This window comes from Kribbella endophytica (assembly GCF_054781295.1).
The window spans coordinates 69,893-86,906 of the sequence record NZ_BAAGUR010000008.1 but is presented as its reverse complement, the minus strand read 5'-3'; the positions used below and the strand labels follow the sequence as shown (position 1 = coordinate 86,906).

Sequence of the window (17,014 nt, the reverse complement as noted above, 5' to 3'; positions counted from 1 at the left end):
GGACGGTCAGCCGGCGATGCCGGTGGAGTCGTGCGAAGTGCCGACAGGCTTGCTCTCCGGTGAGCCGCGTTGGCGTAGGTAGATGCTGAACACGGCCATGGATCCAACGGCGAGGAACTCGGACTGCCAGTTCTGGAGGCTTCGGCTCCAGAAGTCGGCTGAGCCGAGGTAGGACAGCCAGGAGAGCGGGTCCTGCAGCTGCTTGAGCTGCTGTTCGTTGTACGTCGACCAGCCGGCGACCGATTGCACCAGCCAGCAGCCCAGGAAGATCGTCGCCATCAACAGCCCGAGGGACGAGGAGAAGATCTTGGTGCGCCACCCGCCGGTCTTCGCCCACCGTGGCGAGTCGGCTTGTGCGTACTTGCCGATCTTCTGTTCCTTGTCGGACTCGCGGCCTCGTTCGTCGAGCTGTTTGGATTCGGGGGAGCCGCGCTGTACCCACCAGACGGTCAGCATGATGAAGAGCAGGAACTGCAGGTACTCGCTCTGCCAGTTCTCGGTGACGTCGACGGCGAAGTCGGCCGAGGTCACGTAGCGAGCGAAGTCCACGGTCGCCAGGCCCTCGGCGACCTGTTGGTTGTTGAACTCGGCCAGGCCCGCGAAGGCTTGCCCGATCAGGGCGGCGAGGAACAGGGCTCCGAACCCCAGGCTGAGCGAGTTGCTCCGGAAGAAGCGATGAAGCCGTTTCACCGGTTCATCACCCCCAGAACGAAGAAGAACGCCAGGCCTAGTACGACGACCGCCAGGTAGGCGGCGAACACCACGCGCATCGGCCGGTCACCTCTTGAGCTTGCAGTCGTAGGGCTGTTCGCCGCGCGCCGTACAGGCCGCCGCGACGACCTTCCAGCCGTCGTCGAATTCGGCGAGGAAGGCTGTGTCGCCGCGAAGCCGCACCTGCGCCTGGGTGCCGTACTGGTGCAGGTCGGTCACTTCGCCGCCAGTCGGGATGTCTTCATCCAGGATCGCGCTGTCGCACGCCGCTTCCCCAGACTCTTCGACTTCGCTCCGGGTCTGTGGTGCCAGCAGTGAGCAGGCGGTGGCACCGTCCTCGGCTTCGATCGCCTGGTAGAACCGCTCTGCGGCCGTCGACGAGGCCCCTGACGGACCGGAGCTGCAGGCGGTCGTGGTGAGCAGCACCGTGCTCACCACGATCATTGCCTTGCGCATCGGGTTATTCCTCGGACTCGTCCTGGAGCTTCTTCTTCAGGTCGTCCTTGTCGAGTGAGGAGACGCCGGAGATGTCGGCGTTGCGGGCCTGCTGCAACAGTTCGTCGCGGGTGATGTCTTCGGGCTGGTCGCCGAGGTGCTGCTTGCGGCTGGCGGCGAAGGCTTCGCCGAGCTGGGCGCGGCGTTCGTCGGTGAGGTTCTTGCGCATGCCGGGGAGGACCTTGGTCTCTTCCTCTTCGACGTGGTGGGTGACGGCGTCGACGAGGTTCTGCAGGACCTTGTCGAAGGCGGCCGAGGTCGGGTCGGTTTTGCCGAGCTTCTCGAGCAGTTGGTCGGCTTCGACGTGTTCTTGCTGGCTGTGGGCCACGTCGTCGGCTTCGTCTGCCTCCTTGGCGGCTGCCGGGTAGACCGCGGACTCCTCGGCGCGGCTGTGCGCCGACAGCAGCGTGGTGAGTACCGGCACCAGGTTGGGTCGCTTCTCCGGGTTGTCCTTCAGCTCGTCGAACAGTCGCTCGACCTCGCGGTGGTCCTGCATGATCAGATCGACGACATCGCCCGCCATGGTGGTGATCCCTTCTCGCTCAGGAACTGCCGGTGCGGTAACACCGGAGCTGCCGAACCGGTACCCCCCAGCTCAATCACCACACTCGGCCGCGGTGCCGTGGAATTGATGGGTGTTGGGCATCAAACCCTGGTCTCGGCATCGGCTTGCTGTTGGCGTCGAGTGCTGGACTTGCGGGCTGCGATCAGGCCGAGGATCAGGCCCGCGGCAATCAGGATTCCGCCGCGTAGCCAGACGCCGGCCTCGATCTGCGTGAACAACAAGAGGCAGGAGGCGATGCCGAGGACGGGGATGACGGTGGGTGCGCGAAAGTGGTCGTCGCCGACCGGTTCGCGTCGGAGGACCAGGACGGCAAGGTTGACGGAGGTGAAGACGACCAGCAGGAGCAGCACCAGCGTGGAAGCGAGTTGTGAGACTTCGCCGGTCAGGGCGAGCAGGAGGGAGAGCGCGCTGGTGACGGCGATCGCGACCCACGGTGTACCGCGGCCCGGGAGAAGCCGGGTGAGGGCGTGGGGGAGTAGGCCGTCCCGGGCCATTCCGTAGGCGAGTCGGGAGGACATGATGCCGGTGAGCAGGGCGCCGTTCGCGACCGCGACCAGAGCGACGGCGCTGAAGATCCAGGTCGGTACGCCGCCTGCGGCGCGGACCACCTCCAGGAGGGGACCGCTGGATTCCACGAGTTCGTCGGTCGGTACGGCGGCGCTCGCGACGATGCCGACGAGCAAGTAGACGACACCCGCGGTCGCGAGTGCGCCGAAGAGTGCGCGGGGATATGAGCGCCGCGGATCCTTGGTCTCCTCGGCGATGTTGACCGAGGTCTCGAAACCGACAAAGGAGTAGTACGCGAGAACGGCGCCACTGAGCGTCGCGGCGACGACCCCGCCACTCGACGTACCGACCTGTGTGAGCCGACCGAGATCAGAGTCTCCTCGGGCGATCACCCAGGCTCCGAGGCCGACGACCAGCAGCAGGCCGGACACCTCGATAGCTGTTGCGACCATGTTGGCGCGCAAGGAGTCCTTGATGCCGTAGGCGTTCAGCGCGGCGAGGGCGGCCAGGAAGACGAGGGCGACCAGTGCCGGCGGCGAGGTGACGAACTCGGCCAGGTACTCACCACCGAAGGCGCGGGCCAGCGCGGCGACCGACACGATGCCTCCGGCAAGCATGCAGAACCCGGTGAGGAACCCGACGAACGGCCCGAAGGCCCGGTGCGAGTAGTAGGAGGCGCCGCCGGCGCGGGGGTACTTCGTCACCAGTTCGGCGTACGACGTCGCGGTGAGCAGGGCGAGCACCAGGGCGAGGACCAGTGGGAGCCAGACCGCGCCGCCGGACTTGGCTGCTACTTGTCCGACCAGAACGTAGACGCCGGCGCCGAGGATGTCGCCCAGGATGAACAGGTAGAGCAGCGGGGTGGTCACTTCTCGTCGCAGAGCCATGCCTCCCTGTACCCACTGCTTCACCGGCTGACGACTCGCCGGATTAGCGCTCGCGGCGGCGGGTACAGCGGGCCGAACGTCGAGAGGAGTCGCCATGAACTGGCGTGTCAAGGGTCTGCTGATCGGTGTCACGGCAACCGGCGGTGCCGGGTTGCTGGCGCGGAAAGCGCTGAGCCGTGATCGCTCCGGATCGGGTCACTCCGATCCTCGGCGGTGGCGGGTCGTCACCGTCTACCAAGGGATCGACGAGATCGGCGATCTGCTGCCTCGGCCGCTCGTCGAGCTAGGCGACGCTGTCGAGGTTCGGCTGTCGCCGGCTCCGAGCGACAAGGGCACGGAGATCGCAGTACGTCTGCGGGACGCCGACGCCCCGGGGAATCCGAGCCTGGAGGACCTGCGCCTCGCGCTCCGGGAGTCCAAGCAGTTGCTCGAGGTCGGCTGGGTGCTCGAGTCCGATCGGAACTCGACGACCGAGCCGACACCGTTCAACGCGCCGCTGCGCAAGGCGACGGCGCACGCGCGAGGGGAGGGACGGCTGTGAAGGCTTTGCTGTGGACGGGCGTCGACAAGACCAGCGTCGAGGAAGTACCGGACCCCTCGGTCCAAAACCCTGGCGACGTGATCGTGAAGGTCACCCGGACCGTCACCTGCGGGTCGGACCTGCATCTGATCGGCGGATACATTCCCTTCATGGAGAAGGGCGACGTGCTGGGCCACGAGTTCATCGGCGAAGTGGTCGAGAAGGGCTCCGACGTACGGCGTCACCAGGTCGGTGATCGAGTCGTGGTGTGCTCGTTCATCTCGTGCGGCAAGTGCTGGTACTGCAAGAACGAGCTCTACTCCAGCTGCGACAACGGCAACACGAATCCCGGCATCAGCGACGCGCTGTGGGGCGCCAACCCCGGTGGTTGTTTCGGCTACTCGCACGCGATGGGCGGCTGGGCCGGCAGCCACGCGGACTACATCAGGGTCCCGTACGCCGACATCGGTGCGTTCAAGGTCCCGGACGGGGTGAGCGATGAGCGGGCGCTGTTCGCCTCCGACTCCGCGCCGACCGGCTGGATGGGTGCTGATCTCGGCAACGTCCAGGGCGGGGACGTGGTCGCCGTGTGGGGCGCGGGTGCCGTGGGGCAGATGGCGGCGCGGGCGGCGATGCTGCTCGGCGCCGACCAGGTCATCGTGATCGATCGCTTCGACTACCGCCTGGAATCAGCTCGCCGGTACGTCGGCTGCGAGACGTTGAACTACGAGCAGACCGACGTGAGCGCTGAGCTGAAGGAGCGGACAGGTGGGCGCGGTCCGGACGTCTGCATCGAGGCCGTCGGGATGGAGGCACACAGCGATGGCCCGGCGTATCTCTACGACCAGGTCAAGCTGCAGTTGCGGCTGCAGACCGACCGTCCGACCGCCGTACGGCAGGCGATCTACAACTGTCGCAAGGGTGGGACGGTGTTTGTGCTCGGGGTGTACGGCGGGTTCGTCGACAAGTTTCCGCTCGGCGCGGTGATCAACAAGGGCCTTACCGTCCGTGGGGCGCAGCAGCACGGCCAGCGGTACATCCCCATGCTGCTGGAGCGAATGGAGCGCGGGGAGTTGGTGACCGAGCACCTCGCCACGCACACGATGCCGCTGTCCGAGGGACCACGTGGTTATCGGATGTTCAAGGAGAAGACCGATCAGAACATTCGCTCGGTCTTCCTCCCCGGCAGCTGATGAAAGCTTGCCGGCGACCATCAACAATTAGACGCCGCTGAAGGTTGGTGCGCCTAGCACTGGGTACCGAAGGCCCGGGGTTCGGAGGGGAGCCTCGGTACTGTCGGCACTTTGGTGCCCGGTGTTCATGGGAGGTCGCATGACCGCCGCGAAATTCGATCACTCCACTGTGGGTTGCCGAAGCGATGCCCGGCGGCCGATCGACGTCGAAGTGCTCCGTACTTTGTTCTCGAGCACCGTCGCTGGAACGGTGGGCTTAGAGGAAGAGCTGTTGCTGGTGCACCGCGGGAGTTGGTTGCCTGTGGATGCAGCACCCGTTGTGGCGCGCACCGCGGACCCTCGGGTGAAGCCGGAGTTGGCAGCATGCCAAGTCGAGATCGCGACCTCGGTCCACGAGGACGTGGCCGGAGCCATCGAGGAGTTGCGCGCGTGCCGAGCACTGCTCAGCGCCGCCTGCGACCCGCACCAGGCGATGATCGCCGCCCCTGTGCATCCTCTGCTCGACGGACCCGCCCAGCTCTCGCCGACCGAGCGAGTGGCCGAGCTCGGCGTCCGCTACCGCGAAGTTCTCGGACGGCAACTGGTCTCGTCGTTGCAGGTGCACCTGGCTTTTGGTGATGCCGACAGCACGCTGGGCGTTTACAACGCGATGCGTGATGTTCTGCCGGAGCTGGCCGCGTTGGCCGGGGCGTCTCCGTTCATCGCCGGGCGGGACACCGGGCTGTGCTCGGTGCGCCCGGTGATTGCCTCCGAGCTTCCTCGCCAGGGAGTTCCGCCGATCGTCGCGTCCTGGGAGCACTTCGCCGAGGACCTCGCCTGGCTGGCGTGCAGTGGGACCGGTCCCGACGCATCGCAGTGGTGGTGGGAGCTGCGGCCGCACGTGCGGTACGGCACGCTCGAGCTGCGCGTTCTCGACGTACAGGCGACCGTCGACAGCACCAGCGCGATCACTCGGTTCGTCCATCCGCTGGGCGCCGGGCTCGCCGAGTTGCACCGTCTGGGCAAGCTTCCGCCGCCGGCACCGAGCTGGAGGATCGCCGAGAACCGGTGGGCCGCGCTCCGCGACGGTGTGCGCGGTGAACTGCTCGACCTCCGCACGGGCGAGTCCCGACCCACTCGTCGCGTTCTGCACGACCTCATCGACTTCGCCGAACCCTTCGCGCTGGGCAACTTGGACGAGGTACGGGCGATGGTGGAGGACCCGCCGGTGGACCATCTCCGAGCGCTCGGTCCAGCGGGCGTTGTCCCGTGGCTCGCGGAGGTGTTCACCGGATGAAGCTGCTGACCCTGCCTGGCGTTTTCGCTCCGATCTCCGACTCGTGGATGCTGGCCGATGCCATCTGCCAGGAGACCATCAGCCCGGGCGCGTGGGCTCTCGACGTCTGCACGGGCAGCGGTGTTCTCGCCCTGACCGCTGCCGGGTGCGGCGCTACTACGACCGCAATCGACGTCTCCCGCCGCGCACTGCTGACGGTCAGGTTCAACGCGGCCAGGGCCGGCCTCCGCATCCGGACGCTGCGGGGCTGCGGCTTCACGCCAGTGGCCGGTGAACGGTTCGACCTGATTGTCAGCAACCCGCCGTACGTGCCCTCGTCGAGGCCTGAGGTGCCTCGCCGGGGAGCGAGCCGTGCGTGGGAGGCGGGTCACGACGGCCGGATCATCCTCGACGCGTTGTGCGACGGTGCCCCTGCCCACCTGCGGCCCGGTGGAGTGCTGCTGCTCGTGCACTCGTCCCTCATCGGCACCGATGCCACTGTGGAACGTCTCCGTGCAGCCGGCCTGCTCGATGTCGAGGTCCGCACACGCACCCGAGGGCCGCTGGGCCCGTTAATGCGAGCCCAGCAAGCCGCAGGCACGATCCCATCTGCCATTGACGAAGAAGACGTCGTGGTCATCCGAGCGAGCTCCCCGGTGGCGCGCTGACTGCGCCAAACCGGACCCGCGTTTTCTGTGGGGAAACACCTTCATGAGTACCGCCTTCTCGACCTCCCATCGGCACCAGGACCAGGCGCATCTGGTCTGCCGCTTCGCTCACCAGCTGTCGGTGGTCACCAACACCTCGGTCAGCGCCCGCCGTGGTCCGGGTGCCGGCTGGCAGATCACCTGGTACGACGGCCCGTCGGTCGCCTCGATGCGTCGGTACGTGGCGATCCTCGGGAGCGCGGTCGCCGGCGTCGACGTGTCCCGGCTGATCTGGTTACGGTTGACAGCGCCGAGCGACACCGGGAAGTCGAGTTCCCTGTCGAAGGGGTCACGGTAACCTTCGGAGGCCGGCCCGGATCCAGCCTAGAAGGCGCAGAAGCCGTTCAAAGAGCGGCCGGTTACGGTGTCGATCCGGTCCGAGCACCTCGATGCCCCGATGGGGAGCCTCGCGTTCGTGCCGGCGCAGCCTCGGCCGGCCCGCCGGTCGCTCACGGTGCCGGCGGGTTCCGAGCGGTTGGTACGCCGTTCCCGACGAGTGACGGACCACCACACGGGCAGATTCGGTCTCCACGCCTTTTCGGGTCGTCCGGCGCAGACCGTAGTGCGCCTCGAGGCGGTCCTGGTCGGATGGCGGCAGGGGACCATCGATCGCCACGGTCGGCGCGCGCCGGACGAGGCGGCGCAGTACGGCGAGATGGACGCCGTCCTCCGCGATCCGGGCTCCCACCAGCGGGACCAGGGCCTGTGAGGACTTCGCGACTCCACGAACCACCGTGGCCCACTCGATCGCTCCGCTGACGGCGCAGCTGTGCAACGCCATGATCGCGCCGACCTTCGCGCCGCGCGCGTCGTACGCGGTCTGTCCGAGCACTCGCTCGATGCCGTCACCCATGGCTCGCCCCGTTCACTCGCCCGTCTCGCCGGTGCCCTGAGTGATCGTCGCTAAACAGAGTGTGACTGACTTGGCTGACTGTGGGTACAGGGGCGCCGTGATGGCGATGTAGTGCAGCACGTTCCTACCGACAGTTCCGGCGGGCCGCCTCCTGCCATCCACTTCTGGAGGCTTCATGAGAGTCCGTCGTTCGACCGTCGTCCTGACCGTGGCTGCTCTGCTGCCCGCCGGTGGTCTGGCTGCCGCCACGGAAGCCGCACCGAGCTTCAAGAACTACGTCGCCCTCGGCGACTCGTACACGGCAGCGCCCTTGGTGCCACCGCTCGACCTGGGGAACCTTGGGTGCCTGCGTTCGGGTGGTGGGAACTACCCGGCGCTGGCGGCGCCGAAGCTCAAGGTGCCGAAGGTGACGGACGTCAGCTGCGGCGGCGCCGACACCACGCACGTCAAGACCGCGCAGGCGACTCCGGCGGGGTTCGTCCCGCCGCAGATGGACGCGTTGACCAAGCAGACGGATCTGGTCACGATCGGGCTCGGGGCGAACGACTTCGGCCTGTTCGCCGATCTGCTCGCGGTCTGCCCGGGGCTGCAGAAGTCCGACCCGGACGGGGCTCCGTGCAAGAAGCAGTTCACCGCCGGCGGCAAGGACCAGTTGAAGGAGAACGTCGCCAAGACGAAGACCCGGCTCGTTGAGCTACTCAAGACCGTCAAGGCCAAGATTGCGCCCAAGGCAACGATCGTGCTGGTCGGCTACCCGCGGATCGCGCCGCCGAAGGGCAACTGCCCGGACCTGCCGCTGGCCAAGGGCGACTACGCCTACCTGAACTCGACCGAGACCGAGCTCAACAAGGCAATCCAGGACGCGGCCAAACAGGGCGGCACGAAGTACCTCGACATCTTCAAACCCTCTGAGGGTCATGATGTGTGCGCCAAGGACAAGGCTTGGATCCAGGGCCAGCAGACCGATCCGCTGAAGGCGGCCAGCTACCACCCCCGCGCCGAGGAGCAGACCGCCGTGGCCGACCTGCTGGTGAAACTCTTGTCGGGCCGCATGACCCAAGAGTCGAACTGGGCACCCCTCCTTGACTCCCACCGCCAGACGTCAGCCGATCTGCTCCGCCTTCCGGACACGAAGGAACAGCTGGACCGCCGACTGGCCCAGGCCGCGCTGTTCACGCCTCGCTGACGGAAACTTCGGCGTTTGCCGGGCGTCGGCGCGGGCACCGAGCGGGCAGTGGTCGTTGCACCCGGCGGCACTGCCCAATGACCGTGGTCCGGAGACGAGGCCGCGCCGTGACTCACTCCGCGCGAGGTCACGCCGATGCTCACTGCACCACTTGTTGATCGATCCACTGTTCCCGTCGACTGTTCCTCGTCCGAGCAACGCGCGCTGCGCGAGGCGGCGACCCACGAATTGCTCAGTACCAGAGCTCTGGTTTCCGACAACGCGCAACGTCAGCACCTGCTTGAAGAGGTCGTCGAGCTCAATCTCGAGATCGCCCGCGGAATCGCGCGGCGGTTCAACGGCCGCGGAGTGGAGGCGGAAGACCTGGAGCAGGTCGCCTGCCTCGGACTGATGAAGGCGGCCACCAGCTTCCGACTCGAGACCGGCGTGCCCTTCATCGGGTACGCCGTACCGACGATCCGCGGTGAGGTGAAACGGTTCTTCCGCGACTACAGCTGGACCGTTCGCATTCCCCGCCGGCTGCAGGATCTCCAGGGCAAGATCTCCCAGGTGCTGCCGTTGCTCGCCCAGGAGCTCGGCCGCGAGCCGTCCGTGGACGAGCTCGCTGACCGGCTTGGGGTCGACAGCGATCAGGTCCGCGAGGCCGAGGCCGCCCGGGGCTGCTTCAACGTGCTCTCGCTGGATCGGCCGGTCGGCCATACGGACAACGAGTTGCTGCTCGTCGATGTCATCGCCGACGACGAGGACCCCAGGCTGCGCCGGATCGAGACGATCGATCAACTCAGCCCGTTGATCGGCGAGCTGGACCGGCGCGACCGGCGGATTCTCGAACTGTTCTTCATCGAGAACTGGAAGCAGTCCGACATCGGACTGGAGCTGGGAATCAGCCAGATGCAGGTCTCCCGGCTGCTCGCCAAGATCCTCGCCACCTTGCGAGAACGCCTCGAGACGGCTCACGCCACAGCGTGAGCCCGGGCGCCTGGCGGCGGACTCCGCCAGGCGCCGCATCGAGGAATCCTTAGCGGGCGTTGTGAGTTGCGCTGGTGCGGCGTACGTCGCGGGACAGCGCGACACCGAGGGCGATCATGCCCAGGCCGAGGAAGAAGTGCAGCCAGTTGTCGGCGGTGTTGATCGGGACGAAGTTGGCCGCGCTCGTCTGGTCGATCACCAGACCGTAGATCCACAACACGAGGTAGACGGCGCCGCCGCCGATCAGGTAGGTGCGCGCGCCGGAGAACGTCCTGGCCAGGGCGAGGCCGGCGATGCCGAACAGCAGGTGGACGATGTTGTGCAGGATGGACACCTGGAAGATTCCGAGCAGTTTCGCCTCGGAGTGGTGGCCGCCGAACATCATTGTGTCGTAGTTGGTGGTGATCCCTGGGACGAAGCCCAGGACTCCGACCGCGAGGAAGACGACCGCTACCGCGGTAGCGACCTTCTGGAGCGTTGTTGCGGTCATGCTGTTGGTGCTGGCCTGCGACATGAGCGCGGCCCTCCTGGTGTGAGCGAAGTTCACCGGACGGAGGTGCCCGGCGGGGCGGCTCCGGTACCCCGCGCGGAGGGCGCTAGTCACGGCCGAGGAGCTCGAAAATTCTTTGATTTCATGGTGGTGCCGGGTGGTTGCCGGGGTACAGGGGCGCCTCCCCGAGGAAGTGGAGACCCCGATGTTCCGTCACACCAAGCGGTTGCAGTTCGAGGCGAAACCAGAACGGCCGGACCCGGTCTACGCGCGCAAGTTGCAGGAGTTGATCGGTGGCGCGTTCGGCGAGATGAGCGTGACGATGCAGTACTTGTTCCAGGGCTGGAACTGCCGCGTTGAAGGCAAGTACAAGGACCTGCTGATGGACACGGCGACCGAGGAGATCGGTCATGTGGAGATGCTGGCGACGATGGTCGCACGGCTGCTGGAGGGCGCCCCGGCGACAATGACCGCCGAGGCGGTCAAGGACCCGGTGATGGCCGCCACGCTCGGCGGAATGGATCCGTTGCAGGCGATCATGGCCGGCGGCGGAGCCCTGCCAGCGAACTGCCAAGGTGTGCCCTGGAACGGCGGCTACATCGTTGCTAGTGGCAACTTGCTGGCCGACTTCCGGGCGAACGCGGCGGCTGAGGCACAGGGCCGGTTGCAGACCGCGCGGCTCTACAACATGACCGACGACCCGGGCGTGAAGGCGATGCTGCAGTTCAACCTGGCCCGCGACACGGTGCACCAGAAGCAGTGGCTCAAGGCCATCGAGGAGCTCGAGGCCGACGGGTTGGAGACCTCGATCGTTCCCAACGCCTTCTTCGACGAGGAGAACCAGGAGCACAACCACACGATCTGGCGGCTGTCGGACGGCACCGACGGTAAGAAGGGTGGCTGGACCAAGGGCGACGACCCGCTCGAGTACCTGGCCGATCCTGAACCGCTGGGAGGCCCGGGCACCGCACCGGCGCCTGATCCGCTGCTCTACGGCACCTACTCGGCCGTCCAGGACGTGAAGGGCACCGTGAAGGGCAAGGCCCAGGCCGCGGTGAAGAACGCCAAGAAGTAGTACGTCGCGGCGGCGCCGAACGGGGCGGCGCGGCCGGACCACGTGCTCGATGTGTCGAGGGAGAGAGATGCGAGTTGTCATCACCGGTGCCAGCGGCAGCGTCGGCACCGCGCTGACCAGGCGGCTGCAGAGGTCCGGTGGGTACGACGTTGTCGGGATCGCACGCAGAGTTCCCGAACGCACGGGTGCCGACGAGGTCAGCTGGTGGTCGATCGATTTGTCTCGCGGCGATTGTGGCCCGTCGCTGCGGCGGGCGATGCGGAACGCGGACGCGGTCGTCCACCTGGCTTGGGCGTTCCAGCCGTCACACCAGGTGGAGTATCTCGAGGCGGTCGGAGCGGGTGGCACGCAACGGGTCCTCGACGCGGTCGCGGCGGAACGGGTCAGGCATGTGGTGCACATGTCTTCGGTGGGCGCCTACGCGCCCAAGCGTGATGGTGCTCCGGTCGACGAGAGCTGGCCGGTGGCCGCGGTGCCGACGTCGTCGTACAGCCGGCACAAGGTTGCGGCGGAGCGGTTGCTCGACGACTTCGAGCGCTCGATGGACGCCCCGGTGATCGCGCGGTTACGGCCGGGCATCATCGGACAGGCTTCGGCCGGGAGTGCGCTGCTGCGATATGGCCTGCCGGCGTTCCTCCCCGCTGCCACTGTGAACGTGCTGCCGGTGCTGCCGCTGCCGGACGGGATGACGTTGTCGATGGTGCATGCTGACGACGTCGCCGATGCGATCGCACGCATCCTGGAGATCGGCGCCGCGGGCGCGTTCAATCTCGCGGCCGCCGTACCGGCGTCGGCGGAGATGATCGCCGAGGTGCTCGGCGCCCGCCGTGTGCCGGTGCCGTTCCCGGTAGTTCGTACGGCGATGGCGGCCGCCTGGCACGCGCGGCTGCAGCCGGTTTCGCCCGGCTGGCTGGATCTCGGGTACGCCGTACCGACGCTCGATTGCACCCGGGCCCGCGATGATCTCGGCTGGAAACCGACGAAGGACGCCCGAGCCGTGCTCGAGGAAACCGTCGCGGGCATGCGCCGCGCCGATTCCGGCACGACAGACGTACTGCGTCGCCGCACGGTCCTGGGCTCGCTGTCGGACCTGGTGCGCCGCGGCCCGGTGAGCCACCGGCGCGAACCGTGACAGACCCGGTGGGCCTGCCAGGATCGGGCGTTTCCTCCGTCTTTTCCGCGCTGGCGCGGTTGCGGCATGCCCCGGGCGTTCACCCGCAACGCGTCGGTTTCGCCGGCCAACTTGTCGTCGGCATCGTCAACGCCCTGCTGCCGAAAGGCGATCATTCGGCCGACATCCAACTGTCGAAGGGCGCCGGTACGCCGGGAGGTTGGCCCGATGTCCTGGGCATCGCGCTCAGGATCCGGCCGTCCGGCGACCCGTGGGACTTCTTGTTCTCGACCGCCGGCCACGGGAGGCTGAGCCGCTGGATCCCGGTGCCCTCACCGGACTGGAACGCTGTCCGCTACAGCTCGCTCGCGCCGTACGAAGTCGCCGGAAGGCCCTGGTGGCTGACGCTCACCCCGACCGACGGGTCGGCAGGCCACGCGTCGTTGACAGGTCTGCATACGCAATGGCCGTCGAGATTCACGCTCTCGATCAGCGGTGCGGACGCGAACTGGCTCGAGATCGGCACGGTGAACCTGCTCTCACCGCGTGCCGAGGTGCACACCTTCGACCCAGTTCTCAACCATCCACCCGGCGCGCTGCCCGGACCGCCTTGGCTGCGGCAACTGCGCGAACTCGCGTATCAGGGCAGCCGTCACGGCCGTGGTGACGGCTAGCCCTTCGCCCCGAGAGTCAGGAGTGACGAGGTGGGTACCGCGGAAGCAACACGCCGTACGTCGAAGGAGCCTGATGATGTCTGACCAGCACCAGCCGGAAGACCCGACGACCCAGCATCCCGGCGCCGAGGCGCAGGGGCCTGAGCAGATCCGGCATCCCGGCCGCACCCGGGAGATGGACCAGCGGCCGGACCACGGTGAGGACAGCTACCGGGGCACCGGGAAGCTGGACGGCAAGCGGGCGGTGATCACTGGCGGGGACTCCGGGATCGGCCGGGCCGTGGCGCTGGCGTTCGCGCGGGAGGGGGCCGATGTGCTGATCTCGTACTTGGAGTCGGAGGAGGCTGACGCGCAGGAGACGCGCAAGCTGATCGAGGCCGAGGGGCGCGAGGCAGTGTTGGTCGCGGGTGACATCTGCGAGGAGCCGCACTGTCAGGAGATCATCGACCGCGCCGTCGGCGAGCTGGGTGGGCTCGACATCCTGGTCAACAACGCGGCGTACCAGATGTCGCAGGACGGGATCGGGGAGATCAGTTCGGAACAGTTCGACCGGGTGCTGAAGACCAACCTGTACGCGATGTTCTGGCTGTGCAAGGCCGCCGTGCCGCATCTGAAGCCGGGCGGCAGCATCATCAACACCTCGTCGATCCAGGCCTACCAGCCGTCGCCGAACCTGCTGGACTACGCGACCACCAAGGCGGGGATCGTGAACTTCACCAAGGGCCTGGCGCAGGAGTTGGCGCCCAAGGGGATCCGGGTCAACACCGTTGCCCCCGGCCCGATCTGGACTCCGTTGATTCCGGCAACGATGCCGGCGGAGAAGGTGGACGAGTTCGGCGCGGACACTCCGTTGGGTCGCGCCGGTCAGCCGGCCGAGCTGGCGCCGGCGTACGTGTTCCTGGCCTCGCAGGAGTCCAGCTACATCACCGGCGAACGTATCGGCGTGACCGGAGGCCAGCCGCTGCCCTGATCGCGTACGGCTACGTCCTGGGATCATGACGAGGAAGTTGGTGCCCGCAGTGGTGCGTGCTGTGTGGAAGGGAGTGGTACTCGCGGAAAGCGACGACACTGTAGTGGTTGAAGGAAACCACTACTTTCCGGACTCATCGCTGCGACCGGAGCACTTCACGCCGAGCTCGACCAAGTCGCTGTGCCCGTGGAAGGGCATCGCTTCGTATTACGTCGTTACGGTGAACGGTGCAACGAACGCGGACGCCGCCTGGTTCTATCCTCATCCATTGCCGTTGGCACGGAAGGTCAAGAACCGGGTCGCGTTCGGAAAGGGCGTCGAGATCGTTGTCTCCGACCGCGAGGCTTCCGAATAGCGTTGCACCGCTGCACTTTTCGTAGTCGCGCGGGAGATCGTGTGTGCATTCCGCGGCTACTTGATGGGATCGTGGCCCCAGTTCATCAGGGAGTAGCGCCAGTCGGTCTCGGTGACGTCGCCGGAAGGCCGTTGTTTCAGGTGCCGGTGCACGTAGCCGACGACTTTCTTCATGTGGCCGAAGTCGTCATCGGTCAGCTCACCCTTCTTCCTGCCGAGCAGGTCGATGATGCGGCGGCCGCTGCGGTGACCGACAGACTCCGAACCCGCGGATGACTTCTGACCGACCTGCTTCGACTCGTCGGTGTCCAGCCACTTCTCCAGCTCGGACGGAGCCATGTTCACCGCGTCGCGGAAGTCGCGGTAGACCTTGTCGGTGTCGTCGCTGGTCATCTGTCCTCTATTAGGGGGTCGAGGGCGGACGGTGTGTGCACGGCGGCTGGCTCCTTGCCGGAGGCCCCATCTTTCCGCTGGTCCGGTGCTGGAGAGTCCGGCCGGACCGGTCCTCCGCCTAGCCTGCGGTGCATCCACCGCTGCTCCTTGTAGTCGTAGTACGTGTCGACTCCACCTACCGTCATCGTGAGGTCCTTTCGTGCACCCCGAAGGCCTGCCTCTCTCCAGACAGGCCACTCTTCCGGTACCCAGGGAGATTCCTCAGCGCGATCGGCGGAGGTCGCGGATCGTCAGGGCGGCGAGGCCTGCGAGGGTGCAGCCGGCGGCTGAGAGCGCGAGGATCGCCGGGGGTGAGAGGTGGTCGATGCCCAAGGCCCCTACGGCGGCTCCCAGGGGTGAGGCGATGGCGAGCAGCGCGCGTTGAGTGCCGAAGATCCGTCCGTGGTCGGCGGGGTCGGTCCAGCGGTGCAATGCGGTGGTCTCGATCGCGGCGTACGGGCCCCAGATCGCTCCACTGACCGCGAAGCCGATCGCGACGGCCGGAAGGTCGTGGACGAAGGCCAGCGGGAGCATGAGTGCTCCCCAGGCGATCGCGCCCATGGCGTTGATCAGGCCCGGGCGGTGTCGTGAGAGGCGGTCGGCGAGTCGCAGCGTCAGCAAGGCGGCGGCGCCGAAGGAGGACCAGATCAGCGTGTAGCCGCCGAGTCCGGATCCGAGTTGCTCGCGGACGAAGTACGGCATGATCGTTTCGTACGGTCCGTACGTGAAGTAGTAGGCCACGGACAGAGCGATCAGACCGATCACCCGCGTCGAGCGCCAGCTTCGGCGTCCCGCCGTACGGGCATCGTCAGGTCGATGGTCTGGTGCGTGTTGCGCCGCTCGTCGCAGGCGTAGTGCGATGACGGCGACAGCGATGAGCATCGCGAGGGGGAGTAGGAACGCCGGTCCCGTGCCGAGCAGCCCGAGGGCGGGACCGGTCAGGATCGCGCCGAGGAGCAAGGGCAACTGGTCGCCGATGCTGAGGAGCGCGTTCGCCTTACCGAGAAGATGGGGTTTCACCAGTCGCGGTACGAGGGTCCGGGCGGCGGCGTAGCTGAGTGGTGCTGTTGTTCCGGCGGCGGCGCCGAGCACCAGGACGGTCCAGATCTGCAGTTCGCCGTTCCAGGAGGTGATCGCGAGCCCTGCCATCAGGATCACTCTGGTGACGGCGTCGAGTAGGAGCATCGGCACTGGTCCGAAGCGGTCGACCGCGCGGCCACCGAGAACGCCTCCGGCGACGGAAGGAAGCCTGATCGCCACTATCAGCAGGGCAGTTTCCGGCCCGGACCAGCCTTGCGGGCCCGCACTCCACAGGAGGACGAACATCAAGAAGTTGTCGGCGGTTGACGCCAGGGTCCAGCCCGCTGCCAGCCGGCGCATCGCGGGCGGTAGCGATGTGGTCGTGGTGGGCGCGGCGACACTCATGTGTGTTCCACGGACTCCGACACCGGACACTTCGTGCAGGCCGTCCAGTCGCACAAACGGCAGGTCGTGTCGGCGTCGACGCGCAGTCGTTCCGTACGACGTAAGGCTTGCCCGAGCAGGGCGTTCAGCTCGCTGCGTTGCGTCGGCGAAAGTCCGCGGAGGGCTTCCTCGCCGGCGGCCTCCCGCGCCTCGTTCCACTGCTGCAGCGCGTCACGTCCCGCTGGCAGCAGACTCAACCGAACCCCGCGACCGGCCCGCGCGCGAGCCACATATCCCAGTCCCTCGAGTCGGTCGATCAGGCGCACTGTCCCCGACTGGGTCAGTCCGATGCGCGCAAGCAGCCAGTCCACCGAACAGTCCGGGTGACTCTCGACCAGAGTCAACGCGGCGGCATCCCGCAGCCCCAGTCCGTCTGGAAGGGCGGCTGTCAGTACGTCGTGACTGCGCAGGGTCCAAGCGGCCCACAGGTTGCTTTCATGCATGACTCATTCATATGTCATGTCACGGGCGGTTCGCAACGGCTTGACAGCGATCAATCAGCGCGAGGCTATGTATCCGAGGTTCAGTTCACCCTGGGCGACGGCGGGTCGGGGAGTGGTCGTCACGGCATCGGTCACGGCGCCTGGCTTGTACGG

Annotated in this window: 21 protein-coding genes; 12 read left to right on the top strand and 9 right to left on the bottom strand. The window is 67.0% G+C overall.

Going from position 1 to position 17,014, the window contains the following annotated elements:
* Positions 1 to 6: 6 nt before the first annotated feature.
* The 4 genes from ACYVIO_RS41705 to ACYVIO_RS41690 form a co-directional block, all read right to left on the bottom strand.
* Entirely contained in the window at positions 7 to 690 is a 684-nt protein-coding gene (locus ACYVIO_RS41705; RefSeq protein ID WP_460656559.1) for a DUF6766 family protein, read from the bottom strand.
* Positions 691 to 777: 87 nt separating this feature from the next.
* Complete coding sequence (locus ACYVIO_RS41700) at positions 778 to 1,167, bottom strand: hypothetical protein (RefSeq protein ID WP_460656558.1); 390 nt, start codon at positions 1,165 to 1,167, stop codon at positions 778 to 780.
* Positions 1,168 to 1,171: 4 nt separating this feature from the next.
* Positions 1,172 to 1,729 carry a hemerythrin domain-containing protein gene (locus tag ACYVIO_RS41695; RefSeq protein ID WP_460656557.1) on the bottom strand — a complete coding sequence of 186 codons (558 nt, stop codon included), beginning with the start codon at positions 1,727 to 1,729 and terminating at the stop codon, positions 1,172 to 1,174.
* 122 nt (positions 1,730 to 1,851) lie between these two features.
* Positions 1,852 to 3,165 carry an APC family permease gene (locus ACYVIO_RS41690; RefSeq protein ID WP_460656556.1) on the bottom strand — a complete coding sequence of 438 codons (1,314 nt, stop codon included), beginning with the start codon at positions 3,163 to 3,165 and terminating at the stop codon, positions 1,852 to 1,854.
* 94 nt (positions 3,166 to 3,259) lie between these two features.
* Between ACYVIO_RS41690 and ACYVIO_RS41685 the strand changes: the two genes are divergently transcribed.
* From ACYVIO_RS41685 to ACYVIO_RS41665, 5 genes are all read left to right on the top strand, one after another.
* A complete protein-coding gene (locus tag ACYVIO_RS41685; protein ID WP_460656555.1) occupies positions 3,260 to 3,706 on the top strand; it encodes a hypothetical protein in 447 nt (148 codons plus the stop codon).
* Positions 3,703 to 4,878 (top strand): zinc-dependent alcohol dehydrogenase, encoded by a 1,176-nt coding sequence (locus ACYVIO_RS41680; protein ID WP_460656554.1) that lies wholly within the window; start codon positions 3,703 to 3,705, stop codon positions 4,876 to 4,878. The genes ACYVIO_RS41685 and ACYVIO_RS41680 overlap by 4 nt, the downstream gene beginning before the upstream one ends.
* 127 nt (positions 4,879 to 5,005) lie before the next feature.
* Entirely contained in the window at positions 5,006 to 6,154 is a 1,149-nt protein-coding gene (locus ACYVIO_RS41675) for a carboxylate-amine ligase (RefSeq protein WP_460656553.1), read from the top strand.
* On the top strand, positions 6,151 to 6,801 hold the full coding sequence (locus ACYVIO_RS41670) for a HemK2/MTQ2 family protein methyltransferase (protein ID WP_460656552.1): 651 nt from the start codon (positions 6,151 to 6,153) through the stop codon (positions 6,799 to 6,801). Before ACYVIO_RS41675 ends, ACYVIO_RS41670 begins: the two co-directional genes overlap by 4 nt.
* A gap of 43 nt (positions 6,802 to 6,844) precedes the next feature.
* Entirely contained in the window at positions 6,845 to 7,138 is a 294-nt protein-coding gene (locus ACYVIO_RS41665) for a hypothetical protein (RefSeq protein WP_460656551.1), read from the top strand.
* Here ACYVIO_RS41665 and ACYVIO_RS41660 read toward each other — a convergent pair.
* Positions 7,130 to 7,693: a hypothetical protein gene (locus ACYVIO_RS41660; protein WP_460656550.1), complete on the bottom strand. Its 564-nt coding sequence runs from the start codon at positions 7,691 to 7,693 to the stop codon at positions 7,130 to 7,132. The genes ACYVIO_RS41665 and ACYVIO_RS41660 overlap by 9 nt on opposite strands.
* Positions 7,694 to 7,868: 175 nt before the next feature.
* On the opposite strand from ACYVIO_RS41660, the gene ACYVIO_RS41655 reads away from it, so the two are divergent.
* Both ACYVIO_RS41655 and ACYVIO_RS41650 read left to right on the top strand, forming a co-directional pair.
* On the top strand, positions 7,869 to 8,879 hold the full coding sequence (locus ACYVIO_RS41655; protein WP_460656549.1) for an SGNH/GDSL hydrolase family protein: 1,011 nt from the start codon (positions 7,869 to 7,871) through the stop codon (positions 8,877 to 8,879).
* A gap of 135 nt (positions 8,880 to 9,014) precedes the next feature.
* Positions 9,015 to 9,848: a SigB/SigF/SigG family RNA polymerase sigma factor gene (locus tag ACYVIO_RS41650; protein WP_460656548.1), complete on the top strand. Its 834-nt coding sequence runs from the start codon at positions 9,015 to 9,017 to the stop codon at positions 9,846 to 9,848.
* Between the two features lie 49 nt (positions 9,849 to 9,897).
* Here the strand turns inward: ACYVIO_RS41650 and ACYVIO_RS41645 are convergent, their stop codons facing one another.
* Positions 9,898 to 10,338 (bottom strand): DUF4383 domain-containing protein, encoded by a 441-nt coding sequence (locus tag ACYVIO_RS41645; RefSeq protein WP_460656547.1) that lies wholly within the window; start codon positions 10,336 to 10,338, stop codon positions 9,898 to 9,900.
* A 205-nt stretch (positions 10,339 to 10,543) separates the two neighbouring features.
* Here ACYVIO_RS41645 and ACYVIO_RS41640 point away from each other — a divergent pair, with 205 nt between their 5' ends.
* The 5 genes from ACYVIO_RS41640 to ACYVIO_RS41620 all read left to right on the top strand — a co-directional run bounded on the left by ACYVIO_RS41640 (position 10,544) and on the right by ACYVIO_RS41620 (position 14,523).
* Positions 10,544 to 11,413, top strand: a complete 870-nt coding sequence (locus ACYVIO_RS41640) for a manganese catalase (protein ID WP_460656546.1) — start codon at positions 10,544 to 10,546, stop codon at positions 11,411 to 11,413.
* 67 nt (positions 11,414 to 11,480) lie between these two features.
* Complete coding sequence (locus tag ACYVIO_RS41635) at positions 11,481 to 12,545, top strand: NAD-dependent epimerase/dehydratase family protein (RefSeq protein WP_460656545.1); 1,065 nt, start codon at positions 11,481 to 11,483, stop codon at positions 12,543 to 12,545.
* Positions 12,542 to 13,198 carry a hypothetical protein gene (locus ACYVIO_RS41630; RefSeq protein ID WP_460656544.1) on the top strand — a complete coding sequence of 219 codons (657 nt, stop codon included), beginning with the start codon at positions 12,542 to 12,544 and terminating at the stop codon, positions 13,196 to 13,198. The genes ACYVIO_RS41635 and ACYVIO_RS41630 overlap by 4 nt, the downstream gene beginning before the upstream one ends.
* Positions 13,199 to 13,274: 76 nt before the next feature.
* Positions 13,275 to 14,168, top strand: coding sequence for an SDR family oxidoreductase (locus ACYVIO_RS41625; RefSeq protein WP_460656543.1), 894 nt, complete (start codon positions 13,275 to 13,277; stop codon positions 14,166 to 14,168).
* A 25-nt stretch (positions 14,169 to 14,193) separates the two neighbouring features.
* Positions 14,194 to 14,523: a DUF427 domain-containing protein gene (locus tag ACYVIO_RS41620; protein ID WP_460656542.1), complete on the top strand. Its 330-nt coding sequence runs from the start codon at positions 14,194 to 14,196 to the stop codon at positions 14,521 to 14,523.
* Positions 14,524 to 14,579: 56 nt separating this feature from the next.
* Here ACYVIO_RS41620 and ACYVIO_RS41615 read toward each other — a convergent pair whose 3' ends face one another.
* From ACYVIO_RS41615 to ACYVIO_RS41605, 3 genes are all read right to left on the bottom strand, one after another.
* Positions 14,580 to 14,915 carry a DUF3140 domain-containing protein gene (locus tag ACYVIO_RS41615; protein WP_460656541.1) on the bottom strand — a complete coding sequence of 112 codons (336 nt, stop codon included), beginning with the start codon at positions 14,913 to 14,915 and terminating at the stop codon, positions 14,580 to 14,582.
* A 261-nt stretch (positions 14,916 to 15,176) separates the two neighbouring features.
* The gene (locus tag ACYVIO_RS41610; protein ID WP_460656540.1) at positions 15,177 to 16,379 is read right to left on the bottom strand and encodes an MFS transporter; all 1,203 of its coding nucleotides are present in this window, start codon (positions 16,377 to 16,379) and stop codon (positions 15,177 to 15,179) included.
* The gene (locus ACYVIO_RS41605) at positions 16,376 to 16,861 is read right to left on the bottom strand and encodes a MarR family winged helix-turn-helix transcriptional regulator (RefSeq protein WP_460656539.1); all 486 of its coding nucleotides are present in this window, start codon (positions 16,859 to 16,861) and stop codon (positions 16,376 to 16,378) included. Before ACYVIO_RS41605 ends, ACYVIO_RS41610 begins: the two co-directional genes overlap by 4 nt.
* Between the last annotated feature and the right edge of the window lie 153 nt (positions 16,862 to 17,014).